We start from the raw sequence: 26,564 nt of genomic DNA on the forward strand, positions 1-26,564 counted from the left end.
GCATGACCTTGGTGATCTCTTCGGCGGCGGTGTTCAGCGCCTCCTTCAACGGCATCTCGCCGCCGATCGCCTGGTTGAGCCGCAGTTCGGTGATCGCCAGAACCTGGGTCGCCTCGGGAAAGGTGAAGGTCAGCCGCGCATTGGGCAGCGCCTCGGCCATCGCCTTCATCCAGCGGTATTCCGGTTGATCGGCCATCTCGCTTTCCAGCACCGCCCGGCTGACCGGCATCGAACCGGCCTCGGCATAGGCGCGCTGCGCGGCGTCGGTCTGGAACCAGCTCAGGAAGGCCAGCGCCGCCTGCTTGTTGTCGTCCGAGATATTCTTGGGCACGCCGGCCAGCCAATGGCCCAGCGGCGTGGCCGAGGGGATCTCGGCGGTGCCCGGCGGCGGCGCATAGGCCACCTGGCCCACAACCATCGACTTGCTTTCGTCGTCGAACAGCCCCGGGGCCGGCACCGAATTGATATGCGCCGCGCGCCCCGTCGCCATGTTCTGGATCACATTGGTCTGGGTTTGGCCGGCGGTCGAGGGGTGGCCGACGTCATTGGCCAGCTTCAGATAGGTTTCCATCCCCGCCAGAGTGCCCTCCGAGTTGATCGAGACCTGGAAGCTGCCATCGTCCTGCTGATCGACGATACCGCCGCCATGCGACCAGATGTAGGGAAAGACGTCATAGGTCACGTCGAATGTGCCGCGCTGGCCACGCTGCGAAATACCGTACCGGCGGTCGGTTTGCAGGGTCTTGGCGTTCTCGTAGAGCTCATCCCAGGTCTTGGGCACGGAAAGGCCGGCCTCGTCATAGAGATCCTGCCGATAGTGCAGGATCAGCACGTTGGGATTGACCGGAACGCTCAGCAGATCGCCGCCGTCGCAGGTGATCGTCTTGGCCTCAGCGTTCCAGCAGGTGCTGTCGTCGAAGGTGTAGATGTCATCGGAGAGCTCGAAAGAGGCGTCGATCTCTTGCAGCGGCGCGATGAAACCGCCGGTGTAGAACTCGACGAAAAAGCCGGCGTTCATGATCAGGATGTCAAACGGGCTCTCATCGGCGCGCACGGCGGTGCGCTGTTTCTCGAGGCTGCCGGCAAAGGGGTTCACGTCGAGCTCGACGGTATTGCCGGTCTCGTCCTCGTAGGCCTCGACCACGGCCTGAAAGCCGGGGAACCAGGGCGACTGGTTGATGACGATGGTGATCGGCGCCTCTTCGGCCGCCGCAAGCGAGGCGCTCAGCGCCAGGGCGCTGGCGGCAAGTGTCGCGGTCATTCTGCTTTGGTAAGTCATAGATCCTCCCATGGGTCTGAAATGCCAGTGCCTCCCGCACCGATCCGAGGCCAACCTAACTCGCGGCGAGCCATTCCAGAAATGAAAAGAATTCCGGTCTCCATAGCCAATGGCTATGCCACTTCCCCGAATGCTGTCCCCTGCACCGGCCGATTGGCGGTGCGGATCAGTTGAAGGGGTCGGCGGTGCATTCCTCGATCAGCCGGTCGGCCACCGCCCGCGCCGCCGGGGTCAGCAGGCCCGGTTTGCGATAGATCAGCCCGGCCTGGCGGTTGGTCACCAGATCGGGCACGTCGATCTCGATCAGCCGGCTGCCCTCGGGCGAGAGCAGCTGCGAGCGGGTGGTATAGATCAGCGTGTCGGTCTGCGCCGCATGGGTCAGCAGAAAGGTCAGCGAGGTCGAGACGACATTGGCCCGTGGCGGGGTGAGGCCGAGGCTGATCACCCGGCCGTCGAGCTTGCGCCGGGCCAGGGTATTGTCGGGCGGCAGCGCCCAGGCCAGCGCCAGCGCCTCGACCGGGGGCACGTTGGTGCGGCCCGCCAGCGGATGCTGCGGCCGGCCGACGCAGATCAGATCATCTGCCGTGAGCAGGTGGAATTCCAGGTTGGCGCTTTCGCTGTCGATCGGCCGTTCCGCAACGACGAAATCCAGCGTGCCGGTGGCCAGCCCGCGCAGCAGCGAGCTGTCGAAACCGGTCTGCACCTCGACCTGCACGTCGGGCCGCTGTTCGGTAATCCGGCTGATCGCCTCGGGCAGCTTGCGCCGTACCCAGGACGGCCCGGCGCCGATCCGCACATGCCCGCCCTGGCCTTCGCGCAACTGGGCGATTTCATCGGCGGCGTCGCGCACCTGGGCCATCACCACCCCGGCATGTTCCGCCAGCCGGACCCCGATCGGCGTCAGCGTGATGCCATGGGCGTGGCGTTCCAGCAGCGGCGTGCCGACCTGATCCTCGAGCAGCTTCAGGGCTTTCGACAGCGTCGGCTGGGCGACGTTCAGCTCGGATGCGGCGCGGGTGATGTTGCCGGTCTGGGCGGTGCGAAAGAAATAGCCGAGAAGGCGCAGATCGAAATTGCGGGGGTGCATGTTTCCCTCTCCCTTGCGCGCATGGCCGACGCCGGGACCATAAGCCGCCCGAGGGCCGGGCGCAAAGGGGCATTGCCGCCTTCTCGTGCGCCACCTGCGGCTAGAACATCACCCGCGGCAGCCAGGTGGCCAGCGCCGGGAAGAACCAGACGACAGCCACGCCGATGGCCTGCAAGACGATGAACGGCAGGACCCCGCGATAGATATGGCCCGTGGTGACCTCGGGCGGGGCCGCCCCCCGCAGATAGAACAGCGAAAATCCGAAGGGCGGCGTCAGGAACGAGGTTTGCAGGTTGATGGCCAGGACGATGCCAAGCCAGATCGGATCATGGCCGAGCAGGATCAGCGTCGGCACCACCAGCGGCAGCACGATGACCGAGATTTCGACGAAATCGAGGAAGAACCCCATGAAGAAGACGATTACCATGGTCACCAGCAGCGCCCCGGTTGCGCCGCCCGGCAGGTTCTCCAGCCAATGCGCGACCCGCTCTTCGCCGCCAAGCCCGATGAACACCAGCGAGAACATGCCGGCGGCGAGGATGGTGGCAAAGATCATCGCCGTCATGGTCATGGTCGAGGCCACCGCCCCATGCACCACCCGGTCGCGCAGCAGGTTGTTCAGGGCGGCCAGGATGCCGGTCACCCCGACCAGGGTCAGAACGATGTACAGCCCGCCGGCCAAGTAGGCGCCTGTCCCGAGATCGCCGCGCTGCAACCGCACCGGAAACAGCCCCGCCGCGATCGCCAGAACGATCAGCGCCGCCGCCGCGACGGCGATCACCCCCCGGTGCCGCCCGCGCCGCGCCCCCGCCAGCAGGAGCGCACCCACCGCGCCCACCGCCGCCGCTTCGGTCGGAGTGGCCAGCCCGCCGAGGATCGAGCCCAGCACCGCAAAGATCAGCAGCACCGGCGGCACGATGGCGCCCAGCACCTCGGGGCGTGACGGCCGCGGAAGATCCGCCGGTGCCGGCGGCATGTCGTCGGGGCGCAGCACGCCGCGGGCCAGCACATAGATCAGATAGAGTGAGACGAGCACGAGGCCGGGGACCAGCGCGGCGGCAAAGAACTGGCCGACCGACAGCGCCTCGACCGCGAATTTGCCCTGTTCGTATTGCGCCTGCTGATAGGCGTTCGACATCACGTCGGCGAGGATGATCAAAAGCGTCGAGGGCGGGATGATCTGGCCCAGGGTGCCGGCGGTGCAGACGATGCCCGAGGCGACACGCGGGTCATAACCCGAGCGCAGCATGGTGGGCAGCGCAATCATTCCCATGGCCACAACCGTCGCCCCGACGATTCCGGTCGAAGCGGCGAGCAGCGCGCCCACTAGCACCACCGAGATGCCAAGCCCGCCGCGCAACTGGCCGAAGGCGCGCCCCATGGTATCCAGCAGCTCTTCGGCAATGCGGCTTTTTTCCAAGAGCGCGCCCATCAGGACAAACAGCGGAATGGCGATCAGCACCTGGTTCGAGATCAGCCCAAACACCCGTTGCCCGAAAGCGCCCAGAAGCGAGATGTCCATCGCGCCCAGAGCCCAGCCCAGATAGGCAAAGAGCACCGCGACACCGGCAATCGAAAAGGCCACCGGAAAGCCCGACAGGATCGCCACCACGAGAGCCGCGAACATCAGAAGATCGAGAGTGTCGCTCATGCCGCGTCCTCATTGGCAAATAGCCGCGCGAGGATCGCCAGCGATTGCAGCGCCACCAGCGCGCAGAACAGCGGGATCAGCGATTTCAGCAGGAACACCGCCTCGATCCCGCCAACCGAGATCGGGCCCTCGAGAATGCGCCAGGAGTTGCGCACCGACGGCCAGGACCACCAGGCCAGCGCCGCCATCGATGGCAGCAGGAAAAGAAGATGCCCGGCAATGTCGATGCGGCGCCGGGCAGCCGGCGTGACCTTGGCATAGAAGATGTCGACCCGGACGTGCTTGTCCACCAAGAGCGTGTATCCGGCCGCCAGCATGAACAGCATGGCATGCAGGTAGAGCACGCTTTCCTGCACCCAGATCGAGTTCACGCCAAAGACATAGCGCCCGATCACGATGCCGAACTGGATCAACACCATGGCCAGGGCAAACCAGCGCAGCACCCGGGCGACACCCCGGTTCAGCCCATCGATCAAGCCTGCAAGTCTCAGCATCCGCCACCTCTTCCCGTCGCGACAGGGCCGCGCGCGAGGGACATGCCCCCGCGCGCCGCCGGATCAGTAACCCATCACCTGGGCGCGGGCGTTCATCTGACCGTTGTCGGCATAGCTCATGTAACCGCCGACGCTGTCGCGATAGGCAACAAAGCTCTCGGTGATGCGGCGCACCAGCTCGTCATCGTCCTCGCGCAACTCGTCGATCACCTCCTTCGCCGCCGCGCCCATGGCGTCGATCACGTCCTGCGGGAACATGCGGACCTGCACGCCATCCTCTTCGACCAGCTTCTTCAGCGAAGCCGCGTGCTTGGTGGTGTATTCGGTCCAGACCGGGTTGTAGAGGCTTTCGCAGGCCAGCGAGACCGCCTGTTTCAGATCCTCGGGCAGATTGCCGAAAACCTCGGCATTGACGCCGCATTCCTCGGCCGAAGAGGGTTCGCCGACACCGGGCCAGTAGTAGGTCTTGGCCACCTGCTGATAGCCCAGCGCGCTGTCGGTCCAGGGGCCGATGAACTCGCCGGCATCAAGCGCCCCGGTCTGCAACGCCTGGAACATCGCCGGGCCGGACATGGCCTGTGCTGCCATGCCGATCTTTGCCGCCATTTCCGAGGCCAGGCCGGTGGTGCGGAACTTCATGCCCTTGAGATCCTCGACCGAGGTGATCTCATCGCGGAACCAGCCGCCCCATTGCGGGCCGGAATTGCCGCAGAGAAAGGGCTTGATGCCGAAGCGGCCATACATCTCGTCATAAAGCGCCTGGCCGCCGCCGTGGTAGAGCCAGCCGAATTGCTCGTCGGCGCGCAGGCCGAAGGGTTGCGAGCCAAAGAGCAGGATGCCCTTGGATTTCGACCCCCAGTAGGCCGGCACCGCGTGGTAAAGCTCGGCGGTGCCTTCGCTGACGGCGTCAAAGACGCCGGGCCCCGGCACGATCTCGCCCGAAGCGTAAAGCTTGACCTCGATCCGCCCGCCCGAAAGCGTGGTGATCCGGTCGGCCAGCATCTGCGCCGCCACCCCCGGCCCAGGCAGGTTCTTGGGCCAGGCGGTGACCATCTTCCATTGCTGCACATCCTGCGCAATCGCCGGTGTCGCCAGCGGCGCGGCGGCCGCGCCAAGCGCGCCGGTGGTGAGAAATTTGCGTCTGTCCATTTTTTGTCTCCCTGTTGGATTGGATCAGTTCTTGAGAATGCCGGGCAAGTTCAGCCCGTGGTCGCGGGCACAATCGATGGCGATGTCATAACCGGCATCGGCGTGCCGCATCACGCCGGTCGCCGGGTCGTTCCACAGCACGTTGGCGATGCGGCGGTCGGCGTCCTCGGTGCCGTCGCAGCAGATCACCATGCCGGAATGCTGCGAAAACCCCATGCCGACTCCGCCGCCATGGTGCAGCGAGACCCAGGTCGCGCCGGAGGCGGTGTTGAGCAGCGCGTTCAGCAGCGGCCAGTCGCTAACCGCATCCGAGCCGTCCTTCATCGCTTCGGTCTCGCGGTTGGGCGAGGCCACCGATCCGCTGTCGAGATGGTCGCGGCCGATCACCACCGGCGCCTTCAACTCACCGTTGCGCACCATTTCGTTGAAGGCCAGCCCCAGCTTGTGACGCACGCCGAGCCCGACCCAGCAGATCCGCGCCGGCAGCCCCTGAAAGCTGATCCGCTCGCGCGCCATGTCGAGCCAATTGTGCAGATGCGGGTCATCGACCAGCTCTTTCACCTTGGCATCGGTCTTGTAGATATCTTCCGGGTCGCCCGAGAGCGCGGCCCAGCGGAACGGCCCGATGCCACGACAGAACAGCGGCCGGATATAGGCCGGAACGAATCCGGGGAAGGCAAAGGCGGTTTCAAGCCCCTCTTCCAGCGCCACCTGGCGGATGTTGTTGCCGTAGTCCAGCGTCGGCACGCCGGCGTTCCAGAAATCGACCATCGCAGCGACATGCACCTTCATCGAGGCGCGGGCGGCCTTTTCCACCGCCTTGGGATCGCTTTCCTGGGCCTCGCGCCACTCTGCCACGCTCCAGCCCTGCGGCAGATAGCCGTGGATCGGATCATGCGCCGAGGTCTGATCGGTGACCATATCGGGGCGCAGGCCGCGCTTGACCAGCTCGGGATAAACATCCGCCGCATTGCCGATCAGTGCCACCGATTTCGCCTCGCCCGCCTTGGTCCAGCGGTCGATCATCGCCAGCGCCTCATCGAGCGAATGGGTCTTTTCGTCGACATAGCGCGTGCGCAGGCGGAAATCGGCGCGGCTCTCGTCGCATTCCACCGCCAGACAGCAGGCGCCGGCCATCACCGCCGCCAGGGGCTGCGCGCCGCCCATGCCGCCAAGACCGGCGGTCAGGATCCAGCGGCCGGTGAGATCGCCATCGTAGTGCTGGCGGCCGGCCTCGACAAAGGTCTCGTAGGTGCCCTGCACGATGCCCTGCGAGCCGATGTAGATCCAGGACCCGGCGGTCATCTGGCCGTACATGGCGAGGCCCTTCTTGTCCAATTCATTGAAATGATCCCAGTTGGCCCAATGCGGTACCAGGTTGGAATTGGCGATCAGCACCCGCGGCGCATCCTTGTGGGTGCGGAAGACGCCCACCGGCTTGCCGGATTGCACCAGCAGGGTCTGGTCCTCTTCCAACGCCTTCAGGCTGGCGACGATCAGGTCGAAATCCTCCCAGGTGCGCGCGGCCCGGCCGATACCGCCATAGACCACCAGCTCATGCGGGTTCTCGGCCACATCCGGGTGCAGGTTGTTCATCAGCATCCGCATCGGCGCCTCGGTCAGCCAGCTCTTGGCGCTGATCTTGGGGCCGGTGTCGGGAAAGACGTCGCGGATGTTGTGGCGGGGGTTGGTCATGCGGTGCCTCCAAGCTGCGGGGCCATGTCGGCCAGTCTTTGCAGGATACGGGTAAGAGGGGCGCGCAGGCGCGCGGCCTTGGCGCTGTCATAGCTCCAGGGCGCGTGCTCTGCGGTCAGATAGGTGGATTGCGCCAGTTCCATCTGGATGGCGTGAATTCCAGTCTCGGGCCGGCCATAATGGCGGGTCGTCCAGCCCCCCTTGAACCGGCCGTTCACCACCGTGGAATAGCCTTCGGACGCGGCGCAGATCTCCTGCACGGCGGCCTCGATGTCGGGCGCGCAGGTGGTGCCATTGTTGGTGCCGATGTTGAAATCCGGCAGGGTGCCGTCGAACAGGAACGGGATCTGCGAGCGGATCGAATGGCAATCGTAGAGGATCGCAACGCCGTGCCGGGCGCGCACCCGCTCCAGCTCGGCCATCAGCGCGCTGTGATAAGGCGCGTGAAAGGCGGCGCGGCGGGCTTCGATCTCGCCGGCATCGGGCGGGCTGTCCCAGATTTCCTTGCCGTCGAAATCGGTGAGCGGCACGAGGCCGGTGGTGTTCTGGCCGGGATAGAGGCTCTGGCCCGAAGGGTCGCGGTTGGCGTCGATGACATAGCGATGAAAACCCGCGCGCACCGTGGTCACCCCGGGCAGCAGCCCTGCGTAGAGGTCGTGAATGTGCCAGTCGGTGTCTTCCAGGCCCCGGCCCCGATCGTTCAGCCGGGTGCTGATATCGTCAGGCAGCCAGGTGCCGGTGTGCGGCAGGCCAAGCACCACCGGGCCCTCGCCGCGGGAAATCTCGACCGGGGTCATGGCGCAAGCTCCGGCATCCTGATCTCTGCGGCGCGGCTGAGCGCCGCGCCCCGAACCAGTTCGGCCGCCCGTTCCAGATCGGGCGCCATGTAGCGATCTTCTGTCAGGCCCGGCACGCTCTCGCGCAGACAGGCCAGCACCTGCCGCAGCGGCGCGCTGGTGGAGAGCGGCGCGCGAAACTCGATGCCCTGGGCGGCACAGAGCAACTCGACGCCGAGGATGCGGTCGAGATTGGCCACCATCCGCCCCAGCCGCACCGCGCCATGGGCCGCCATGCTGACGTGATCCTCCTGATTGGCCGAGGTCGGGGTGGAATCGGTGACACAGGGGTTGGCGAGATGCTTGTTCTCGCTCATCAGCGCCGCCGTCGTCACCTCGGCGATCATCAGGCCCGAATTCAGCCCCGGGTCCGGGGTCAGGAAGGGCGGCAGGTCAAAGCTCAGCGTCGGGTCGACAATCAGCGCGATGCGGCGCTGCGCGATGGCGCCGATCTCGGCCAGGGCCAGCGCGATCATGTCGGCGGCAAAGCCTACCGGCTCGGCGTGGAAATTGCCGCCCGAGACAATCAGGTCGGCCCCCACCAGCACCAGCGGGTTGTCGGTGGCGGCATTGGCCTCGGTCTCCAGCGTGCGGCCGGCCATCCGCAGCAGGTCCATCGCCGCGCCGGTCACCTGCGGCTGGCAGCGGATGCAATAGGGATCCTGCACCCGGGTATCGCCCTCGCGGTGGCTTTCGCGAATTTCCGAGCCGTCGAGCAGCGCGCGCATGCAGGCCGCCGCCTCGATCTGGCCGGCATGGCCGCGCAGGGCGTGGATCTCGGGTTGCAAGGGCGCGGTCGACCCCATGATCGCATCGGTGGACATCGCCGAAGTGACAAGCGCCGCCTGCATCGCGCGCCAGCCGTCGAACAGCCCGGCCAATGCGAAAGCGGTCGAGAACTGCGTGCCGTTGATCAGCGCCAGCCCCTCCTTGGCGCCAAGCGCCACCGGTTCCAGCCCGGCCCGCCGCAGTGCCTCGGCGCCGGGCAGCGTTTCGCCTTCAAAGACCGCCTCGGCCTCGCCCATCATGACGGCGGCCATATGCGCCAGCGGCGCCAAATCGCCGGAGGCGCCGACCGAGCCCTGAACCGGGATCACCGGCGTCACGTCACGGGCCAGCATCGCTTCGAGGAGCGCGATCAATTCCATCCGCACGCCCGAGGCGCCCCGCCCCAGAGACAGCAACTTCAGCGCCATCATCAGCCGGGCATGGCGGCGCGGGATCGGATCGCCCACGCCGCAGCAATGCGACAGAATCAGGTTGCGTTGCAGCGTCGCGGTATCTTCGGGTGCGATCTTGACGCTGGCCAGCTTGCCGAAACCCGTGTTCACGCCATAGACCGCCGCGTCGCCGCTGGCGGCGGCATCGATCCGCGCGGCGGCCTCTTTGATGCCGGCGTGGCAGGCGGGATCGAGCCGCGCCGGGCTCTGGTCGTGATAGATGCGGGCCAGCGCGGCAAGCGTGGTGGTGCCGGGGGTTAGGGTAATCATGCCCGTCCTCCGTGAATCCGCCGGTAGAGCGGGTTGATGCCGATGCCATAGCTCAGCTCGGCCGGCGCCTCGACGTCCCAGAGCGCGAGGTCGGCGCGCATCCCGGGCGCGATCACACCGCAATCCTTGAGACCCAGCGCACGGGCCGCATGGCAGGTGGTGCCGGCCAGCGCCTCGGCCGGGGTCAGGCCGAACAGGGTGCACCCCATGTTCATCGCCAGAAGCAACGAGCCCATCGGCGACGATCCCGGGTTCCAGTCGGTCGCCACCGCCATCGGCACACCCGCCGCGCGGAACGCCGCAACCGGCGGCTTTTGCGTTTCGTGCAAGGTGTAGAAGGCGCCGGGCAGAAGCACCGCGACGCTGCCCGCGGCCTTGAGCGCGCGCGCGTCCGCCTCGGTGGCGAATTCGACGTGATCGGCCGAGAGCGCGCCATGGCTGGCCGCCAGTGCGGTGCCGCCGATATTGCTCAGCTGCTCGGCATGCAGTTTCACCGGCAGACCCAGCGCCGCGGCCCGGTCAAAGAGCCGGGCGATCTGGGTGGTGTCAAAGGCGATGCCTTCGCAGAACCCGTCCACCGCATCGACCAGTCCCGCGTCATGGGCGGCCTCGAGCGCCGGTATGCAGACCTCGTCGATATAGGCGTCGGCCGTCTTCCCTTTCGGCACCGCATGGGCGCCCAGAAACGAGGTGACGACGCGCAGCGGCCGTTGCGCGCCGACCGCCCGCGCCACCCGCAGCATCTTCAGCTCGGTCTCTATATCCAGCCCATAGCCCGACTTGATCTCGACCGTGCCGACGCCCTCGGCGATCAGCGCATCAGCGCGGATCAGCGCGGCGTCCAGCAAGGTCTGTTCGTCCGCCGCTCGGGTCGCCGAGACGGTCGAGACAATCCCGCCGCCGGCCCGCGCGACCTCTTCGTAGCTGGCGCCCTGCAAACGCATCTCGAACTCGCGGGCGCGGTTTCCGCCGTGCACGATGTGGGTGTGACAATCGATCAGCGCCGGGGTCAGCAGCCGCCCGCCGCCATCGATTTCTTGTCCGCGCCACGCCGGATCGGCCTCCGCCATCGGGCCGACCCAGGCGATCCGGTCGCCCTCGATCCGCAGACCGGCCTGCCGGAGGAGGGAATACGCCCCATCCGCCCCGTCCATGCGTGCGACCGACACGTTGGTGATGAAGACCGGGTCTGACATAACATCTCCTTGCTTTGATGCCTACATAAAGCTAATATGTACGTACTTATTTTGTCAATGGAGATGACACATGCAGGAGATCCATGCGCGACAGGCACTTACGGCCGAGGGTTGGGTCGGCGACCTGCGCATCGCCATCGACAACGGCCGGATCGCGCGAATCTCCACCGGTCCGGCCGAGGGCCGCCGCTCGGTCGATCTGCTGCTGCCGGCGCCGGCGAACCTGCACAGCCATGCCTTTCAGCGGGCGATGGCCGGCCTGACCGAAACCCGCGGCCCCGACCCCAAGGACAGCTTCTGGACCTGGCGCAAGCTGATGTACCGTTTTCTCGACCGGCTGACGCCCGATCATGTGCAGGCCATCGCGGCGCTGGTCTTTCTCGAGATGCAGGAGGCCGGCTACGGATCGGTGGCCGAGTTCCACTATCTGCATCACGACATCGGCGGCGTACCCTTTACCAACCTGCCGGAAATGGCCGAACGGATCGCCGCCGCCGCGCAGGAAACCGGGATCGGGCTCACCCTCTTGCCGGTGCTCTACATGCAGGGCGGCTGTGACGGCCGCGCCCTGCAAGGCGGACAACGGCGGTTCGGCTGCGACATCGATCTCTTTGCCCGGCTGCACGCCGAAAGCGCCGCGCGGATCGCCCGTGGCCCGGAAGATCACGCCATCGGCCTGGCGCCGCATTCGCTGCGCGCCGTGCCGCCCGCGGCGCTGGCGTCGGCGCGTGCCATCGCGCCCGAAGGCCCGTTTCACATGCATCTTGCCGAACAGCAGGCCGAGGTCGCCGAGGTCGAGGCCCATCTCGGCGCCCGGCCGGTGGACTGGCTGCTGCGCAACGCCGAGGTGACGCCGGATTGGTGCCTGATCCACTGCACCCAGATGAGCGATGGCGAAACGGCCCGGCTGGCCGCCACCGGCGCCGTGGCCGGGCTCTGCCCGATCACGGAATCGAGCCTTGGCGACGGCATCTTCAACGGCAAGAGCTTTCAGCAGGCCAGGGGGCGCTTTGGCATCGGCTCGGATTCCAACATCCATATCGCGCTCTGGGAAGAGCTGGCGACGCTCGATTATTCACAACGCCTGCGTGACCACAGCCGCGCCGCCCTGGCCACCCCGGAGCAATCGACGGGGCGGGTGCTCTTTGACACCGTTGCCCGCGCCGGCGCCCAGGCGGCAGGCCGGCAGGCGGGGCGCATCGAGACCGAGCAATTTGCCGATCTGATGGCCATATCCACCGACAATGAATTCCTTTGCAATCGCAGCGGCGACGCGGTGCTCGACAGCCTGATCTTTACCGGCCGCGGCCGCGCCTGTGTCACCGATGTCTGGAGCGCCGGCCGCCACATGGTACAAGACGGTCGCCACATCCATCGCGACCGGATAGTACGGACGTTCCTCGACGTGATGGACCAGCTTGGACAAGAGATATGACACCGCCGACCCGCCTGTCCTGGAAAGACGTGCGCGACGAGATCCACAAGGCGATCCTGTCGGGCCGCTACGGCCCCGGCGACCGGCTGCCCCGCGACGCCGATATCGCCGAAGAGATGAACTGCGCCCGGTCGACCGTGCAGCGCGCGATGCAGGATCTCTCTGACAGCGGGCTGGTCGATCGCCGCCGCAAGGGCGGCACAAGGGTGCGCGCCGAGCCGGTGACCCGCGCCACGCTCGACATTCCGATCACCCGCCGCGAAGTCGAACAGCGGGGCGGGCGCTATGGCTATCAGCTGATCCGCCGGGTCGAGGAGACCGCGCCGCACAGCGTGCTGGCGACCTTCGAACTCACCACCCCGCAGCCGATGCAGCGGATCGAAGCGCTGCATTTCTCCGATGGCCGGCCCTATATCCTCGAAGACCGCTGGGTCTGCCCGGAGACGGTGCCGGAGATCCGCGATCTCGATCTCACCAGCCAGAGCGCGAACGAATGGCTGGTGCTCAACAAGCCCTACAGCCGCTGCGACATGCGTTTCTTTGCCATAACCGCCGAACCGCAGATGGCCGAGCTGCTGGAAACCGAGGTTGGCGCCGCGCTTTTGGTGATCGAACGGACCACCTGGATCGAGACCGCGCCGATCACGACGGTCAAGGCGATCACCGCGCCGGGCTACCGGCTCCTGACCACCAGCTGAACGCCGCGCGCCTCTGGGTCTGCGTCCCTTTCGGGTCTTGCCGCGCGCAGGGTCGACGGCGCGCCCTGCCCTGGCCATATAACCGGACTACCAAGAATTGCCGGGAAGGTATTTCCGGACTTTCAAAATTCCTGATAAAGAGTTGTCGCAGCTTTGCGGGTGGCCGGAATGGCCGTTCAGACGCATAGTCGGGCAAACGCCACGCCGGCTTCAGGAGCGCTCATGACCGCGAAATACTATGCCCCCCACGGCGGCCACCCCGGCCAGGACCAACTGCTGACCGACCGTGCCGTCTTTACCGATGCCTATGCCGTCATCCCGAAAGGAACGATGCGCGACATCGTCACCAGTTTTCTGCCGTTCTGGAACGACACCCGGCTCTGGGTGATTTCCCGCCCCCTGAGCGGCTTTGCCGAAACCTTTTCGCAATACATCATGGAAGTGCAGCCCGGCGGCGGCTCGGACCGACCGGAAACCGACCCCGGCGCCGAGGGCGTGCTGTTTGTCGTCGAAGGCACCGCAAGCCTGACGGTGCAGGGCGAAACCCATGAGATGACCCCGGGCGGCTATGCCTATCTGCCACCCTCGACCGATTGGACCCTGTACAACCGGGGCAAGGAGACCCTGCGCTTTCACTGGGTGCGCAAGGCCTATGAGGCGGTCGAGGGCCTCGATCTGCCCGATGTGCTGATCCTGAACGAAAACGACATCGCGCCGACAGAGATGCCCGGCACCGACGGCAAATGGGCTACCACGCGCTTTGTCGACCCGAACGACCTGCGTCACGACATGCATGTCACCGTGGTGACCTTCGAGCCCGGCGCGGTGATCCCCTTCCTGGAAACCCATGTCATGGAACACGGGCTCTATGTGCTGGAAGGCAAGGCAGTCTATCGCCTCAACAACGACTGGGTCGAGGTCGAGGCCGGCGATTACATGTGGCTGCGCGCCTTCTGCCCGCAGGCCTGTTATGCCGGCGGCCCCGGCAAGTTCCGCTACCTGCTCTACAAGGACGTCAACCGCCACATGGCGCTGCGCCCGGCCCACGCCGGCCTTGCCTGCGGCCACCGGGTGCGCCAGGCCGCCGAATAGCCGCAGTCTGACCTCCGCGCCGTGACCGCGCGGCCGGAGCCAACGGCCGAGGCCCCGGGCCAAGCCCGGGGCGCGCCGCCTCACACCTCGCGCATTATCCCGCCGATGGCATGGGTCAGATCCCGCGCCGCCGCGATCACCGGGCGGCTCAAGCGGTCGACCTCTGCCATGCTGACGCGGCTTGTCGGGCCCGAGACCGAGATCCCCGCGATCGCCTCGCCGTTCAGATCGAACACCGGGGCGGCGATACAGCGCATGCCGGCATTCTTTTCCTCATTGTCGATGGAAAAGCCCCGGGCCCGCACTTTCCGCAGATCCGCCCGCAGCGCCTCCCGGTCAGTGATCGTGTGATCGGTGAACACCTCCAGCCGGGTCGCGGCCAGAAAACGGCCCAGCCGCGCATCGTCCATCTGCGCCAGAAGCACCTTGCCGATGCCCGAGGAATGCATCGGCGACAAGGTGCCCGGCGGAAAGAAGGCGCGGATGCTGGCATGGGTTTCGACCTGGCTGAGAAACAGCACCGCGCCTTCCTGCTCGATCCCGAGATTGGCGGTCTCGCCGGTGTCCTCCATCAGACGCCGCAGGTACGGCCTGGCCCGGTCGACAAGGCTGGTGCGTCGCAGAAACCGCGCGCCGATCACATAGGCGCGGGGCCCGATGTGCCAAGTCTGATCCTCGGCGTCGAATTCCACCAGCCCCCGGCCTTCCAGCGTCACCAGAATCCGGTAAACCGTGGCCGGCGCCTGCCGCGTTTCGCTGGCCAGAGCGGTCAGCGACCTGCCCTGCGCCGCGCTGAGATATTCGAACACCTCCATCGCCCGATCCAGCGATTTGATGGTGTTCTGCGCGGTCTTGTCTTCCCAGCCCCGCGGCCGGCCCCGGGCCCGCCGCGGGCCTCGTTTTCCGCCATTGTCTTGAGAATCCATAAGAACCATCTGCTTTCCAGTGAAAGATAAATTCACTATATGAAAAATACAACTCATTGGCAATCATGGTATTTTTCGAAACCGGGGCATTCCGAAAGCCGATTTCAAAATAATGTCGCCCGCCGTCGTCGTCATTTAAGGTGCAGACAACGACGGAAGGAGACCCCCCATGAGCTTTCAAAACCCTGTTTTCATCCCGGGTCCGACGAACATCCCGGAAAACCTGCGCAAGGCCTGCGACATGCCGACGATCGACCATAGATCGCCGCTCTTCGGCCAGATCCTGCACCCGGCCCGCGAGGGTGTACGCAAGGTTCTGAAAAGCGACAGCGCCGAGGTCTTCATCTTCCCCTCGACCGGCACCGGCGGCTGGGAAACCGCGCTGACCAACTGTCTCTCGGCCGGTGACAAGGTGCTCTCGGCGCGCAACGGCATGTTCTCGCACCGCTGGATCGACATGTGCCAGCGCCACGGGCTGGACGTCCAGATCGTCGAGACCCCCTGGGGTGAAGGCCTGCCGGCGGATCGCTTCGAAGAGATCCTGACCGCCGACACCAACCACGAGATCAAGGCCGTTCTGGCGACCCACAACGAGACCGCTACCGGGGTCAAATCCGACATCGCCGCAGTGCGCAAGGCACTGGACGCCGCCGGCCACCCGGCACTGATGTTCGTCGACGGCGTGTCCTCGATCGGGTCGATGGATTTCCGGTTTGACGAATGGGGCGTCGACGTGGCGGTTGCCGGCTCGCAGAAGGGCTTCATGCTGATGGCCGGTCTCGCCATCGTCGGCTTCAGCGAAAAGGCGATGGCAGCCACCCAGACCGCGACACTGCCGCGCACCTTCTTTGACGTGCATGACATGAAGAAGGGCTATGCCAACAGCGCCTATCCCTACACCCCCGCCGTCGGCATGTTGAACGGTCTGAACCAGGCCTGCACCATGCTGCTGGACGAGGGTCTCGAGAACGTCTTTGCCCGGCATCACCGCATCGCCGAAGGCGTGCGCGCCGCCGTGGGCGCCTGGGGGCTGGAGCTCTGCGCCGCCTCGCCGGACCTCTATTCCGACACGGTCAGCGCGATCCGCACGCCGGAAGGCTTCAACGCCACCGACATCGTGTCGCACGCCGCCAGCAAATACGGCGTCGCCTTTGGCGTCGGTCTGGGCGAAGTCGCGGGCAAGGTGTTCCGCATTGGCCACCTCGGCTCGCTCACCGACGTGATGACCCTGTCGGGCCTCGCCACGGCGGAAATGTGCATGGCCGATCTCGGCCTCGACATCACGCTGGGCTCGGGCGTTGCCGCCGCGCAGGAATACTATCGCGAGCATGCCGTCGCGGCCCGGAAATCCGCAGCCTGAGGATCCGTCTCATGAAGGATACACCGATGTATATCCCCACCTACGACGACATGCTGGCCGCGCATGAGCGCATCAAGCCGCATATCCGCAAGACGCCGGTCCGCACCTCGGACTACCTCAACGAGCTTGCCGGGTGCCAGCTGTTCTTCAAATGCGAGAACTTCCAGGAGCCGGGGGCCTTCAAGGTCCGCGGCGCCTCCAACGCGGTGTTCGGGCTGGATGACGCACAGGCGAAACTGGGCGTCGCGACGCATTCCTCGGGCAACCATGCCTCCTGCCTCAGCTATGCGGCTATGAAGCGCGGCATCCCCTGCAACGTGGTCATGCCGCGCACCGCGCCGCAGGCCAAGAAGGACACCGTCCGGCGATACGGCGGCAAGATCACCGAATGCGAACCCTCGACAAGTTCGCGCGAAGCGACCTTTGCCGAGGTACAGGCGAAAACCGGCGGCGATTTCGTGCATCCCTACAACGATCCCCGGGTGATCGCCGGGCAAGGCACCTGTGCCAAGGAATTCGTCGAACAGGTCGACGGGCTGGATTTTGCCGTGGCCCCGATCGGTGGCGGCGGCATGATCTCGGGCACCTGCCTGACGCTTTCGACGCTGGCGCCCGAAACGAAAATCATCGCCGCCGAGCCGGAACAGGCCGACGATGCCTATCGCAGCTTCAAGGCCGGGCACATCATTGCAGATGACGCGCCCAAGACCGTGGCCGACGGGCTGCTGGTGCCGCTCAAGGATCTGACCTGGCACTTCGTGTCGAACCATGTCTCCGAGATCTTCACCGCTTCCGAGCAGGAGATCGTCGACGCGATGAAGCTGGTCTGGAAACACCTGCGTGTGGTGATGGAGCCGTCCTCCGCCGTGCCGCTGGCCACCATCCTGAAAAACAAGGAGCACTTCGCGGGCAAGCGCGTCGGCGTGATCGTCACCGGTGGCAACGTCGACCTCGACAAGTTGCCGTGGATGGTGGGTTGAAGACCCGCCTTACCCGGATTTCCGTAGGCCGGGCGGCCGCCCGGCACCTTCTCAGGGAGCAAGAAAGATGAAAGACATGACCAACCTCGACAATTTCGAAGTCGGCTACGACATTCCCGCCAAGCCCGGCATGGACGAGGCCGATATCCAGACCCCCTGCCTGATCCTCGATCTCGACGCGCTCGAGCGCAACATCAAGAAAATGGGCGATTACGCCAAGGATCACGGCATGCGCCACCGGGCGCATGGCAAGATGCACAAGTCGGTCGACGTGCTGAAGCTGCAAATGGAGCTGGGCGGCGCGATCGGCGTCTGCTGCCAGAAGGTCTCGGAGGCCGAGGTCTTCGTGCGCGCCGGCATCACCGAAGTGCTGGTTTCTAACCAGGTTCGCGACGCGGCCAAGATCGAACGGCTGGCGCAGTTGCCCAAGCGCGGCGCAAATATCATCGTCTGCGTCGACGACCTGGCCAATGTCGCCGACCTCTCGGCGGCGGCCAAGGCCGAGGGCACCGAACTTGGCGTCTTTGTCGAGATCGACTGCGGCGCCGGGCGCTGCGGCGTGACCAGCACAGAGGCCGTGGTCGAGATCGCCCAGGCCGTGCAGGCCGCCGACAACCTGACCTACAAGGGCATCCAGGCCTATCAGGGCGCGATGCAGCACATGGACAGCTACGATGACCGCAAGGCCAAGATCGATGCCGCCGTGGCCCAGGTCAGCGACGCGGTCGCGGCACTCAAGGCGCTCGGCATCGAGACCGAGCTGGTCTCGGGCGGCGGCACCGGATCGTATTACTTCGAATCCAATTCGGGCGTCTACAACGAGCTTCAATGCGGCTCTTATGCCTTCATGGACGCCGATTACGGCCGCATCCTCGACAAGGACGGCAACCGGATCGACGCCGGCGAATGGGAAAACGCCTTTTTCATCCTGACTTCGGTGATGAGCCACGCCAAATCCGACAAGGCGATCTGCGACGCCGGCCTCAAGGCGCAGTCGATCGACAGCGGGCTGCCCTTCATCTACGGCCGCGATGACGTGGAATACGTCAAATGTTCGGACGAGCACGGTGTGATTTCCGACCCCAAGGGCGCGCTCAAAGTCAACGACAAGCTGCGCCTGGTGCCCGGCCACTGCGACCCGACCGCCAATGTGCACGACTGGTATGTCGGTGTGCGGAACGGCAAGGTCGAGACCGTCTGGCCGGTCTCGGCCCGAGGCAAGGCCTACTAAGCGCCTGAAACCCCGGGGAGGGGGAGAGCCCGAGAGGGCCAAAGTCGCCCGTGTGTATGCTCACCTTCCGGCAGTGGCACACGGGCGCACGAATTTTATGTGGGAGACAATACATGTTCATCGTACCCGAAAGAGACATCGCCGACCTTATGACCCGCGAAGCGGCTTTCGACGCCGTCGAAAAGGTGTTTGCCGCCATGGCGTCGGGCGACGCCTACAACTTCCCGGTCGTCCGCGAGGCCATCGGGCACGAGGATGCGCTTTACGGCTTCAAGGGCGGTTTCGACCGCGCCGGGCTGACACTCGGGCTGAAGGCGGGCGGATATTGGCCGAACAACCTTGAAAAGCGCGGCATCATCAACCACCAGTCGACCGTCTTCCTGTTCGATCCCGACACCGGCAAGGCCAAGGCGATGGTCGGCGGCAACCTGTTGACCGCGCTGCGCACCGCGGCGGCCTCTTCGGTGTCGATCAAGCATCTGGCGCGCAAGGATGCCAAGGTGATCGGCATGGTCGGCGCCGGCCATCAGGCCAAGTTCCAGCTGCGCGCCGCGCTCGAGCAGCGCGACTTCGAGAAGGTCATCGGCTGGAACTTCCATCCCGAGATGTTGCCCAATCTCGAAGAGGTCGCCAGCGAGGCCGGTCTGCCATTCGAGGCGGTCGCGCTCGAGGGTCTGGCCGAGGCGGATGTGATCATCTCGATCACCTCGTCGTTCGATGCCATCCTGCACGCGGATCATGTGGCCCCCGGCACCCATATCGCCTGCATGGGCACCGACACCAAGGGCAAGCAAGAGGTCGAAACCGCACTTCTCGGCAAGGCCACGGTCTTTACCGACGAGGTGGCGCAATCGATCTCGATCGGCGAGGCACAACATGCGATCGAGAGCCAGATCCTGCGGGCCGAGGACATCACCCAGGTAGGCGCCGTGATCAACGGCACCCACCCGGGCCGGATCTCGGACGACGAGATCACCCTCTTCGACGGCACCGGTGTCGGTCTTCAGGATCTGGCCGTCGCGGCGGCGGTTGTCGATCTGGCGGTGGCCAAGGGCCTCGCCATCGAAGTGGATTTCTGACGCCACCGACCCGCGTCCACCTTCGCAAAATTCACTGACCTTGCCTCAGGTTGCGCCCGTCCGGGCGCAGCCGGCCCCTTTGTTTGTCCAGAGGTTTGTCATGCTTCTGCCCCTGTCATTGTTGTTCGTGGGTGCTGTCCTCGTGCTCAACGGCCTGTGGATGGCGGGACGGATTTCCGACCGCGAGATCGTGGTGATCAATTTCGCCACCGCCGCGATCACCGCTACCGTCGCCATCCTGTCGCTGGTGCGGGCAACCGGGGTGGCCGAGGTCCGCAGCGTGGCGATGACGCTGTTGTTCAGCGTGACCTACCTCTGGGTGGCGATCAACCGGCTGAGCGGGTCGGACGGGCGCGGTCTGGGCTGGTTCAGCCTCTTCGTGGCGCTCTCGGTCCTGCCTGAAGCGGTGCGCAGCCTCGCCGTCGCACAAAGCGCGATGGATGTCTGGCTGGGCCTGTGCTGGGTCGCCTGGGCGGGACTGTGGTTCACCTATTTCCTGGCGCTGGGCCTGCAACGGCCGATCCAGTCGCAGGCCACCGTTGCCACGCTGGCCAGCGGCGTGCTGACCGCCTGGCTGCCAGCGCTGTTTCTGATGTACGGGGCACCGGCCTGAGCCACGCCCCGGATGGTCGCCGGCCGGGGAGGGCCGGCCGGCGTCCGCCCCACCCGGCAGGGCCGCATCGTGAGGATGCGGCGCCCTGCCACACGGAATTTCTCGCAAATCAGGAGGAGAGAGAGAAATGTCATCCGACATGACGGCCGATACCGTCACCCCCGATGCGGTGCACGCCGTTGACGAAAAACTGCCCGCCGGCAAGCTGTTCACGCTCGGGCTGCAACATGTGCTGGTGATGTATGCCGGCGCCATCGCCGTGCCGCTGATCGTCGGCCGCGTCCTGGAACTGACCCCAGAACAGGTCGCCTTTCTGATCTCGGCCGACCTGTTTGTCTGCGGTCTGGTGACCATCATCCAGTCGTTCGGCGCCTCGAAATGGTTCGGCATCAAGATGCCGGTCATGATGGGGGTGACCTTTGCCTCGGTGGGCCCGATGGTGGCGATTGCCGCCGCCAACCCGGGCACCGAAGGCGCGCGCATGATCTTTGGCGCAATCATCGGCGCGGGCGTGATCGCCATGCTGATCGCGCCGCTGGTCAGCCGCATGCTGCGGTTCTTTCCCCCTGTGGTGACCGGGACCATCATCCTGGTGATCGGCGTGACGCTGATGCGGGTCGGCATCCAGTGGATCTTCGGCGTGCCGGTCGGCCCGACCGCGCCGCAGCTTGTCGATCCGGCGCATGCCGACTGGCTGACCCAGATCCGCGATCTCGGCGCTGGCGCGGTTCCGGCAGTGCCCGAGGGGCTGAAACTGGCCCCCACCGTGAACAACGTGAACTATGCCACACCGCAGAACATGATGATCTCGGCCCTGGTGCTGGGGACCATCGTCGTGGTGATGAAATACGCCCGCGGTTTCCTCGCCAATATCTCGGTGCTGGTCGGTATCGTCGTCGGCGCGGTGGCGGCCTCGGCCCTGGGCATCATGCACTTCGAGCATGTCGGCAAGGCCGAATGGTTCGAGCTGATCACCCCGTTCCGCTTCGGCCTGCCGATCTTTGACCCGATCATGATCCTGACCATGACCCTGGTGATGATCGTCGTGATGATCGAATCCACCGGCATGTTCCTCGCCCTGGGCGACATCTGCGGCAAGAAGATCGAACGCCCGTCGCTGTCGGCCGGCCTGCGCACCGACGGCCTTGGCACGCTGATCGGCGGTCTGTTCAACACCTTTCCCTATACCTCGTTCAGCCAGAACGTGGGCCTTGTCGGGGTAACCGGCATCCGCTCGCGCTATGTCTGCGTGATGGGCGGCGCGATCATGATCGTGCTCGGGCTGGTGCCGAAGATGGGCGCGCTGGTCGAAAGCCTGCCGGTGGCCGTTCTCGGCGGCGCCGGGCTGGTGATGTTCGGCATGGTGGCCGCAACAGGCATCCGCATCCTTGGCGGCGTCGAATTCAAGGAGAACCGCTACAACGGGCTGATCGTCGCGATTTCGCTCGGGATGGGGATGATCCCGCTGATCGCCCCGGAATACACCATGTGGCTGCCGCATGCGATCGAACCGCTGATCCATTCCGGCATCCTGCTGGCCTCGATTGCCGCCGTGGGACTGAACGTCGCGTTCAACGGCGCCAGGGACGTCAGTGAAGACGAGTTGCGCACCGCCGCGCTGCAAGCGGAAGGTGGTCACTGATCCCCTGCTTTGCTAGGCTCTGACAACCAAGCCCCGGCCGGCGACGGCCGGGGCTTTTCTGTCTCGCACCCTCCCTGGCAGCCAAAGAGTGAACACATGGGCGCACGATCTTCGCAAGTGGTGACGGTGGTCATCCGCCGGTTGCCGGTGACCGCAAGGCCGGAGGTCCAGGCGAAAATGGACCGGCTGCGCGCGGCGGCGCGGCAATACCCGGGTTATCAGGGCGCGGATGACACCTATCTGCCTGCAACCGACACCCATGTCGATCTTGTCACCCTGTTCCGCTTCGATTGCCGCAAGAACCTGAAGCGCTGGGAAGGCGCGCCGGAGCGCAAGCGGCTGATCGCCGAGGTGGACCGGCAGTGCCTGGAGATCTCGGACCGCGCCGCCTTTGACGGGCTGTCGCTGCTGCTGCCCGACACCGTCAAGGTGAGCAAGCTCGAGACCGTCGTTGTCCTGATCGCGCTGATCCTGGCCCTTGGCTGGCTGGCGAATATGCTGCTGCCGCCGATGGCCGAGCCCTGGCGGACGGTGCTGACGGTCGCGGTCAATGTCTGCCTGATCAGCTATCTTTTCCTGCCGTGGTCGATCCGGCTTCTGGTGGCGATCCGCAAACGCCTGTTGTCCTGACCCGCAAGAAAAAGCGGCGCTCCGAAGAGCGCCGCCTGGCTGTCATCTATGCGCGACCCGCCCTGACGGCGGCCGCTGCGCGGTTCAGGCGCGGCTGTCCTTGGCGTAAGAACCTTCACCGTGACCGGACATGCCACCCGAGACTTCCTCGGTGGATTCGTCGGTCAGCTCTTCGGGCAGCACCAGGTTCAGCACGATAGCGAGGAAGGCCGCCGGCAGAAGACCCGAGGTCAGCAGCACGCGGGCGGTTTCCGGCAGGTGCTGGAGCGCACCCGGTTCGAGCTGCAAGCCGAGGCCGAGGCTCAGCGAGATGGCGAAGATCACCATGTTGCGCCGGTTCCAGTGCACGTCCGAGAGCATCGAGATGCCGGCCGCGACCACCATGCCGAACATTACGATCACACCGCCGCCCAGCACCTCGATCGGCACCGTGCGGATCACGCCGCCCACTTTCGGGACCAGCCCGCAGATGATAAGGAAGATCGCGCCGCAGGTGACCACGTGGCGGCTCATCACGCCGGTCATGGCAATCAGGCCGACGTTCTGGCTGAACGAGGTGTTGGGAAAGCCGCCGAAGATGCCGGCCAGCGCCGTGCCGAAACCGTCGGCATAGGTCGCGCCGGTGACTTCTTCGGCCGTGGCCTCGCGGCCCGCGCCGCCCTTGGTGATCCCCGAGACATCGCCCACCGTTTCAATCGCCGAGATAAAGGCCATCAGGCAGAAGCCGATCACCGCGGCAATCGAGAACTCGAAACCGTATTTGAACGGTTGCGGCAGCGCGAAGGCGGCGGAATTGGCCCAGGAGCCGGTGATGGCGTCGAGGCTGAGCATCCCGACCGCAATGGCATAGACATAGCCCACGATCAGGCCGATCAGCACCGCCGAGATCGACAGCATGCCCTTGGTGAAGAACTTCAGCCCCAGTGTCACCACGATCACCACGATCGCCGCCGACCAATTCAGCAGGCTGCCGTATTCCGGCGTGCCGATGGCCGGAACGCCGCCCGCGGCATACTGGATGCCGACCTTGACCAGCGCGAGGCCGATCATCGTCACCACGAGGCCGGTAACCAGCGGCGGCAGGGCAAAGCGCAGCTTGCCGACGAAAGTCCCGATAAAGGCGTGGAAGATGCCGCCGACGATCACGCCGCCGAACAGCGCGGCAAGCCCGTCGACGCCCTTGCCCGCAACCAGCGGAATCATGATCGGCAGAAAGGCAAAGGACGTGCCCTGCACGATCGGCAGCGCCGCGCCGACCGGCCCGAGGGTGATGGTCTGAAGCAGCGTGGCGACACCGGCAAACAGCATCGACATCTGGATAAGGTAGAGCAGTTCGGGAAAATCAGCCGAGCCCGAGCCAAAGCCAAATCCGGCGGCGCCGGCGACGATGATCGCCGGTGTCACGTTGGACACGAACATCGCCAGAACGTGCTGGATGCCCAGCGGTATGCCCTTGGCCAGACCCGGGAAGTAATTTGGATCCCGGAGTTGCTCCGGTGTCCCGATTGATGTGTCAGCCATTGTGTCTCTCCCCATTATAGCTGATGGTGAAGGCCGCCCCTCCTCCTGGCGGCCCGGTGATCAGTCCGCCACCACCTCGTAGGGCGTGTCGAACCAGTGCTCCTCCAGGTTGGCGCCGTCGCCGATGCGGTCGATCACCGCAAACACCCCGGACCCGCCGAGCGGTGTCAGCACCCCGTGCCAGACATTGCGCCCGATATTGACCGCCTGCCCCGGTTCCGTGCGATAGGCACGCGGCTGGCCAGGGCGGCCGTTTTCATCTTCGGCCAGAACGACAAGAAAGCCCTCGTCGCTCATCGGGATGAAGGCCTGTGACCCCAGCGGATGCCGCTCCATCATCTCCAGTCGGAACGGCAGGCTGAAGACCTCGGATTTGAACAGGCTGATGCCGGCGCGGCCGTCGACGATGTCGAGCGCGGCCAGATCGTGGAACCGACCGCAGAGGCCCTTGTTGATCAGCTTGTCGGGCGTCCCCGCGCAGCCGATCAGCTCGGCCAGACCGGCCATGGCCCTTGCCTCGGCGGGCCGGGCGGTGATCTTGTCCGATGTCACGGTCATGGCAGCAGATCCTTAAGGCGGAATTCGGCAATGCGCTCGACCTGCCGGCAGGCCTCGGCGAATTCGGTGTCGCGGTCGTTGCTGATGCGGCGGTCAAAGGCCGCCATGATCGACGCCTTGTCGTGATCGCGCACCGCGATGATGAAGGGAAACCCGTGCTTTTCAACGTAGTCGTCGTTGAGCCGCGTGAAGGTTTCGCGCTCTTCGTCGGTCAGCATGTCGAGCCCGGCACCGGCCTGTTCCGAGGTGCTCTCGGCGGTCAGCCGCCCGGCCGCCGCCAGTTTTCCGGCCAGATCGGGGTGCGCGGTCAGCACACCCAGGCGCTTGTCGGGCGCGGCGGTGCGGAACACCCGCGCAAGTGCATTGTGCAGCCCCAGGGCGGTGTCATGTGCCGGCCCCAGTTCCAGGTCATGCGCCCCTTCGGCGATCCAGGCCGAATGTTCGAAAATGCCACCGAACCTGCTCACGAAATCCTCGCGCGTCATCTCGCTGGGCCGCTCCCGGCGTTCATGCGGACGAGTCTTTGCCCAGTGCTCGGCGATTTCCAGACGCGTCGGGCACCAGACGTCGTCAAAGCTGAGAATATAGTCGATGAACCGCTTCAGCGCCGCGATCTTGCCCGGACGGCCGACCAGCCGGCAATGAAGGCCGATCGACATCATCTTGGGACTGCCGGCCTGACCTTCGGCATAAAGCGTGTCGAAGGCATCCTTGAGATAAGAGCCGAAATCCTCACCCGTGACCCAGCCCGGCGCGGTGGCAAAGCGCATGTCATTGGCTTCCAGCGTATATGGAATGATCAGCTGGTCACGGTCGCCGTATTCGCGCCAATACGGCAGATCGTCGTCGTAGGTGTCGGAAATATAGTCAAATTGCCCGGTTTCCGCCGCCAGTCGCACGGTGTTTTCGCTGCACCGGCCGGTGTACCAGCCGCGCGGTTCCTCGCCCACCACCTCGGTATGCAGGCGGATCGCCTCGGCGATGGCCGCACGTTCCTCGGCTTCGGGCATGTCCTTGTGTTCGACCCATTTCAGACCGTGGCTGGCAATCTCCCAGCCGGCAGACTTCATCGCCGCGACCTGCTCGGGGCTGCGCGCCAGTGCCGAGGCGACGCCGTAGATGGTCACCGGTATTGCCGCCCCGGTGAACAGGCGGTGCAGGCGCCAGAAACCGGCCCTGGCGCCGTATTCGTAGATCGATTCCATGTTCCAGTGGCGCTGCCCCGGCCACATCGCCGCACCGGGGATGTCGGACAGGAAGGCCTCGGAGGCCGCGTCGCCGTGCAACACGCAGTTCTCGCCGCCCTCTTCATAGTTCAGCACGAACTGTACGGCCACCTTCGCACCATTGGGCCATTGAGCGTCGGGAATGCGGGGACCGTAACCGATCATGTCGCGCGGATAACGTGTCAATTTGGAACTCCTTTTGGTCTTGCCCCTTCATAGAGCATAAAATCAGATGTGTTTTTCAAATAATACTAGAAGGAGCATCTTGTCGCCTGCTGTTTGTGTCCGGCGGGCTTTCACGCGTACAAATCAACAAGCATAAAAGGAGGCTACCCGTGACCGGCTATCTGACAACACATGTCCTCGACACTGCACGCGGCTGCCCGGCGGAGGGCCTGAAGATCGAACTCTATCGGATCGAAGGCGACAGCCGGACGCTTCTCAAGACGCTGAAGACCAACGATGACGGGCGCACCGACGAACAGATCCTGCCGGCGGAAAAATTCGCGACCGGCACCTACGAGCTGGTGTTCCATGCCGGCGCCTATCTGGATGCCACCGGCACACCGCCAGAGACGCCGCGGTTCCTTGACGTCATACCGCTGCGGTTCGGGATGTCGGAAGCGTCTCACTATCATGTGCCGCTGTTGCTGTCGCCCTTCGGCTACAGCACCTACCGGGGCAGCTGAGCGACGC

General features: G+C 65.3%; 24 protein-coding genes. 11 read left to right on the plus strand and 13 right to left on the minus strand.

Going from position 1 to position 26,564, the window contains the following annotated elements; all coding sequences use genetic code 11:
- The 9 genes from PVW49_RS07860 to hutI all read right to left on the minus strand — a co-directional run.
- On the minus strand, positions 1-1,261 hold a 1,261-nt coding region (locus tag PVW49_RS07860; protein ID WP_274590276.1), incomplete at its 3' end, for an extracellular solute-binding protein.
- A 184-nt stretch (positions 1,262-1,445) separates the two neighbouring features.
- A complete protein-coding gene (locus tag PVW49_RS07865) occupies positions 1,446-2,366 on the minus strand; it encodes a LysR family transcriptional regulator (RefSeq protein WP_274590277.1) in 921 nt (306 codons plus the stop codon).
- 100 nt (positions 2,367-2,466) lie between these two features.
- Complete coding sequence (locus tag PVW49_RS07870) at positions 2,467-4,017, minus strand: TRAP transporter large permease (protein WP_074837132.1); 1,551 nt, start codon at positions 4,015-4,017, stop codon at positions 2,467-2,469.
- A complete protein-coding gene (locus PVW49_RS07875; protein ID WP_048534965.1) occupies positions 4,014-4,511 on the minus strand; it encodes a TRAP transporter small permease subunit in 498 nt (165 codons plus the stop codon). The genes PVW49_RS07870 and PVW49_RS07875 overlap by 4 nt, the downstream gene beginning before the upstream one ends.
- A 63-nt stretch (positions 4,512-4,574) precedes the next feature.
- A complete protein-coding gene (locus PVW49_RS07880) occupies positions 4,575-5,660 on the minus strand; it encodes a TRAP transporter substrate-binding protein (RefSeq protein ID WP_274590278.1) in 1,086 nt (361 codons plus the stop codon).
- Positions 5,661-5,684: 24 nt separating this feature from the next.
- Entirely contained in the window at positions 5,685-7,355 is a 1,671-nt protein-coding gene (gene hutU / locus PVW49_RS07885; protein WP_274590279.1) for a urocanate hydratase, read from the minus strand.
- The gene (gene hutG, locus PVW49_RS07890) at positions 7,352-8,152 is read right to left on the minus strand and encodes an N-formylglutamate deformylase (RefSeq protein ID WP_274590280.1); all 801 of its coding nucleotides are present in this window, start codon (positions 8,150-8,152) and stop codon (positions 7,352-7,354) included. Before hutG ends, hutU begins: the two co-directional genes overlap by 4 nt.
- Entirely contained in the window at positions 8,149-9,681 is a 1,533-nt protein-coding gene (hutH, locus tag PVW49_RS07895) for a histidine ammonia-lyase (RefSeq protein ID WP_274590281.1), read from the minus strand. The genes hutG and hutH overlap by 4 nt, the downstream gene beginning before the upstream one ends.
- Positions 9,678-10,877: an imidazolonepropionase gene (gene hutI, locus PVW49_RS07900; protein ID WP_371398996.1), complete on the minus strand. Its 1,200-nt coding sequence runs from the start codon at positions 10,875-10,877 to the stop codon at positions 9,678-9,680. The genes hutH and hutI overlap by 4 nt, the downstream gene beginning before the upstream one ends.
- A gap of 70 nt (positions 10,878-10,947) precedes the next feature.
- Here hutI and PVW49_RS07905 point away from each other — a divergent pair, with 70 nt between their 5' ends.
- From PVW49_RS07905 to PVW49_RS07915, 3 genes are all read left to right on the plus strand, one after another.
- Positions 10,948-12,312 carry a formimidoylglutamate deiminase gene (locus PVW49_RS07905; protein WP_274590282.1) on the plus strand — a complete coding sequence of 455 codons (1,365 nt, stop codon included), beginning with the start codon at positions 10,948-10,950 and terminating at the stop codon, positions 12,310-12,312.
- Complete coding sequence (locus PVW49_RS07910; protein WP_048534956.1) at positions 12,309-13,010, plus strand: GntR family transcriptional regulator; 702 nt, start codon at positions 12,309-12,311, stop codon at positions 13,008-13,010. Before PVW49_RS07905 ends, PVW49_RS07910 begins: the two co-directional genes overlap by 4 nt.
- A gap of 222 nt (positions 13,011-13,232) precedes the next feature.
- Positions 13,233-14,102, plus strand: coding sequence for a bifunctional allantoicase/(S)-ureidoglycine aminohydrolase (locus PVW49_RS07915; RefSeq protein WP_048534954.1), 870 nt, complete (start codon positions 13,233-13,235; stop codon positions 14,100-14,102).
- 80 nt (positions 14,103-14,182) lie between these two features.
- Here the strand turns inward: PVW49_RS07915 and bhcR are convergent, their stop codons facing one another.
- The gene (gene bhcR, locus PVW49_RS07920; RefSeq protein WP_074837139.1) at positions 14,183-15,028 is read right to left on the minus strand and encodes an HTH-type transcriptional regulator BhcR; all 846 of its coding nucleotides are present in this window, start codon (positions 15,026-15,028) and stop codon (positions 14,183-14,185) included.
- A 169-nt stretch (positions 15,029-15,197) separates the two neighbouring features.
- Between bhcR and bhcA the strand changes: the two genes are divergently transcribed.
- From bhcA to PVW49_RS07955, 7 genes are all read left to right on the plus strand, one after another.
- Entirely contained in the window at positions 15,198-16,388 is a 1,191-nt protein-coding gene (gene bhcA, locus PVW49_RS07925; RefSeq protein WP_274590283.1) for an L-aspartate--glyoxylate aminotransferase BhcA, read from the plus strand.
- Between the two features lie 11 nt (positions 16,389-16,399).
- The gene (bhcB, locus tag PVW49_RS07930; RefSeq protein WP_274590284.1) at positions 16,400-17,368 is read left to right on the plus strand and encodes a beta-hydroxyaspartate dehydratase BhcB; all 969 of its coding nucleotides are present in this window, start codon (positions 16,400-16,402) and stop codon (positions 17,366-17,368) included.
- A 67-nt stretch (positions 17,369-17,435) separates the two neighbouring features.
- Positions 17,436-18,599, plus strand: a complete 1,164-nt coding sequence (bhcC, locus tag PVW49_RS07935; protein WP_274590285.1) for a 3-hydroxy-D-aspartate aldolase BhcC — start codon at positions 17,436-17,438, stop codon at positions 18,597-18,599.
- Between the two features lie 113 nt (positions 18,600-18,712).
- Positions 18,713-19,678, plus strand: coding sequence for an iminosuccinate reductase BhcD (bhcD, locus tag PVW49_RS07940; protein WP_074837142.1), 966 nt, complete (start codon positions 18,713-18,715; stop codon positions 19,676-19,678).
- A gap of 100 nt (positions 19,679-19,778) precedes the next feature.
- Complete coding sequence (locus PVW49_RS07945) at positions 19,779-20,291, plus strand: AmiS/UreI family transporter (protein ID WP_074837143.1); 513 nt, start codon at positions 19,779-19,781, stop codon at positions 20,289-20,291.
- A gap of 127 nt (positions 20,292-20,418) precedes the next feature.
- The gene (locus PVW49_RS07950; RefSeq protein ID WP_274590286.1) at positions 20,419-21,933 is read left to right on the plus strand and encodes a nucleobase:cation symporter-2 family protein; all 1,515 of its coding nucleotides are present in this window, start codon (positions 20,419-20,421) and stop codon (positions 21,931-21,933) included.
- 96 nt (positions 21,934-22,029) lie between these two features.
- Positions 22,030-22,563, plus strand: a complete 534-nt coding sequence (locus PVW49_RS07955) for a hypothetical protein (protein ID WP_074837144.1) — start codon at positions 22,030-22,032, stop codon at positions 22,561-22,563.
- Between the two features lie 84 nt (positions 22,564-22,647).
- Here PVW49_RS07955 and PVW49_RS07960 read toward each other — a convergent pair whose 3' ends face one another.
- From PVW49_RS07960 to puuE, 3 genes are read right to left on the minus strand one after another with little or no spacing between them, the layout of a single operon-like run.
- On the minus strand, positions 22,648-24,084 hold the full coding sequence (locus PVW49_RS07960; RefSeq protein ID WP_048534940.1) for a uracil-xanthine permease family protein: 1,437 nt from the start codon (positions 24,082-24,084) through the stop codon (positions 22,648-22,650).
- Between the two features lie 60 nt (positions 24,085-24,144).
- The gene (locus PVW49_RS07965; RefSeq protein WP_274590287.1) at positions 24,145-24,642 is read right to left on the minus strand and encodes an ureidoglycolate lyase; all 498 of its coding nucleotides are present in this window, start codon (positions 24,640-24,642) and stop codon (positions 24,145-24,147) included.
- Positions 24,639-26,054, minus strand: coding sequence for an allantoinase PuuE (puuE, locus tag PVW49_RS07970; RefSeq protein WP_274590288.1), 1,416 nt, complete (start codon positions 26,052-26,054; stop codon positions 24,639-24,641). Before puuE ends, PVW49_RS07965 begins: the two co-directional genes overlap by 4 nt.
- A 149-nt stretch (positions 26,055-26,203) precedes the next feature.
- On the opposite strand from puuE, the gene uraH reads away from it, so the two are divergent.
- The gene (uraH, locus tag PVW49_RS07975; protein WP_074837147.1) at positions 26,204-26,557 is read left to right on the plus strand and encodes a hydroxyisourate hydrolase; all 354 of its coding nucleotides are present in this window, start codon (positions 26,204-26,206) and stop codon (positions 26,555-26,557) included.
- Positions 26,558-26,564 lie beyond the last annotated feature (7 nt).

It is taken from the genome of Marinovum sp. PR37 (assembly GCF_028807375.1).
Taxonomy (GTDB): Bacteria; Pseudomonadota; Alphaproteobacteria; order Rhodobacterales; family Rhodobacteraceae; genus Marinovum; species Marinovum algicola.

Coding starts and splice junctions, on each gene's coding strand:
- PVW49_RS07910 (WP_048534956.1), top strand. CDS start 12,309: ATGACACCGCCGACCCGCCTGTCCTGGAAAGACGTGCGCGACGAGATC.
- bhcC (WP_274590285.1), top strand. CDS start 17,436: ATGAAAGACATGACCAACCTCGACAATTTCGAAGTCGGCTACGACATT.
- hutH (WP_274590281.1), bottom strand. CDS start 9,681: ATGATTACCCTAACCCCCGGCACCACCACGCTTGCCGCGCTGGCCCGC.
- PVW49_RS07955 (WP_074837144.1), top strand. CDS start 22,030: ATGGGCGCACGATCTTCGCAAGTGGTGACGGTGGTCATCCGCCGGTTG.
- PVW49_RS07905 (WP_274590282.1), top strand. CDS start 10,948: ATGCAGGAGATCCATGCGCGACAGGCACTTACGGCCGAGGGTTGGGTC.
- PVW49_RS07880 (WP_274590278.1), bottom strand. CDS start 5,660: ATGGACAGACGCAAATTTCTCACCACCGGCGCGCTTGGCGCGGCCGCC.
- hutI (WP_371398996.1), bottom strand. CDS start 10,877: ATGTCAGACCCGGTCTTCATCACCAACGTGTCGGTCGCACGCATGGAC.
- PVW49_RS07965 (WP_274590287.1), bottom strand. CDS start 24,642: ATGACCGTGACATCGGACAAGATCACCGCCCGGCCCGCCGAGGCAAGG.
- PVW49_RS07870 (WP_074837132.1), bottom strand. CDS start 4,017: ATGAGCGACACTCTCGATCTTCTGATGTTCGCGGCTCTCGTGGTGGCG.
- PVW49_RS07875 (WP_048534965.1), bottom strand. CDS start 4,511: ATGCTGAGACTTGCAGGCTTGATCGATGGGCTGAACCGGGGTGTCGCC.
- PVW49_RS07945 (WP_074837143.1), top strand. CDS start 19,779: ATGCTTCTGCCCCTGTCATTGTTGTTCGTGGGTGCTGTCCTCGTGCTC.
- bhcB (WP_274590284.1), top strand. CDS start 16,400: ATGAAGGATACACCGATGTATATCCCCACCTACGACGACATGCTGGCC.
- bhcR (WP_074837139.1), bottom strand. CDS start 15,028: ATGGATTCTCAAGACAATGGCGGAAAACGAGGCCCGCGGCGGGCCCGG.
- hutG (WP_274590280.1), bottom strand. CDS start 8,152: ATGACCCCGGTCGAGATTTCCCGCGGCGAGGGCCCGGTGGTGCTTGGC.
- bhcA (WP_274590283.1), top strand. CDS start 15,198: ATGAGCTTTCAAAACCCTGTTTTCATCCCGGGTCCGACGAACATCCCG.
- PVW49_RS07865 (WP_274590277.1), bottom strand. CDS start 2,366: ATGCACCCCCGCAATTTCGATCTGCGCCTTCTCGGCTATTTCTTTCGC.
- bhcD (WP_074837142.1), top strand. CDS start 18,713: ATGTTCATCGTACCCGAAAGAGACATCGCCGACCTTATGACCCGCGAA.
- PVW49_RS07950 (WP_274590286.1), top strand. CDS start 20,419: ATGTCATCCGACATGACGGCCGATACCGTCACCCCCGATGCGGTGCAC.
- PVW49_RS07960 (WP_048534940.1), bottom strand. CDS start 24,084: ATGGCTGACACATCAATCGGGACACCGGAGCAACTCCGGGATCCAAAT.
- PVW49_RS07915 (WP_048534954.1), top strand. CDS start 13,233: ATGACCGCGAAATACTATGCCCCCCACGGCGGCCACCCCGGCCAGGAC.
- hutU (WP_274590279.1), bottom strand. CDS start 7,355: ATGACCAACCCCCGCCACAACATCCGCGACGTCTTTCCCGACACCGGC.